1 protein-coding gene is annotated in these 1,019 nt (G+C 58.9%); it reads left to right on the top strand.

The features are described 5' to 3' along the window. Positions 1-282: 282 nt before the first annotated feature. On the top strand, positions 283-1,019 hold a 737-nt coding region (gene amoC / locus V3H18_RS16555; RefSeq protein ID WP_332083182.1), incomplete at its 3' end, for a bacterial ammonia monooxygenase, subunit AmoC.

The following is a 1,019-nucleotide window of genomic DNA, read 5'->3' as shown; positions in this document are numbered from 1 at the left end:
GGGCCGGGATTTTTGCTTAGGCGGCGACGTCGGTATTCGTCCGATAACAACAAGCCGCCGGGTCTGATTTTGGCTGGTTAGGGCTTTGCCTGCGGGCGGGGTTTGGCTGGCTGGGATTGGGGAAGGCGGCGCCAAGCAAGGGCGGGGAGCGTGGTTCTACGAAGAACTGTAGGGCGCGCGGCGCTTTTTGTGAAAAACGAGGACGAAGCGGCTCTGTTGTGGGAGGCGGAGCGAAACCGGTCACGCGCATATCCCTGGGAGCAGAATTAGGAGGAGAAAGGTATGAGCTCGACGACTGACACAGCGGCCCGGGCCGCTGCTGGCACGGAAGCTGTAGTTGACCTGAAGGGCATGTGGATCGGCTTGGCCGTTCTGAACGGGTTTTATCTGGTCGTTCGCATTTACGAGCAGATTTATGGCTGGCGCGCTGGCCTCGACTCGTTTGCGCCGGAATTTCAGACCTATTGGATGTCGATCCTTTGGACTGAGATTCCGCTGGAGCTGATTTCCGGCATTGGCCTTGCGGGCTATCTTTGGAAGACGCGCACGCGCGACTTCTCGACGCTGACGGCGCGCGAAGAGATGCGCCGCCTCGTTGTTGAGGTGCAATGGCTGGTGATTTACGGCATCGCCATTTACTGGGGCGCGTCGTTCTTCACGGAGCAGGACGGCACCTGGCACATGACGGTGATTCGCGACACGGACTTCACGCCGTCGCACATCATCGAGTTCTATATGAGCTACCCGATCTACTCGGTGATCGCGGTTGGCGGCTTCTTCTATGCGAAGACCCGTCTTCCGTATTTCGCGAAGGGCTACTCCCTCGCGTATCTGATCGTGGCGATTGGCCCGTTCATGATCATCCCGAACGTTGGCCTGAATGAGTGGGGCCACACCTTCTGGTTCATGGAAGAGCTGTTCGTTGCGCCGCTGCATTGGGGCTTCGTGTTCTTCGGCTGGATGGCGCTTGGCGTGTTCGGCGTCGTGCTTCAGCTGCTGATCAACGTTCAGCGCCTGAT

Source organism: Methylocystis borbori (assembly GCF_036576025.1).
GTDB lineage: Bacteria > Pseudomonadota > Alphaproteobacteria > Rhizobiales > Beijerinckiaceae > Methylocystis > Methylocystis borbori.
Note: the sequence above shows the minus strand (reverse complement) of the source record. Positions and strands in the feature narration are given on the sequence as shown.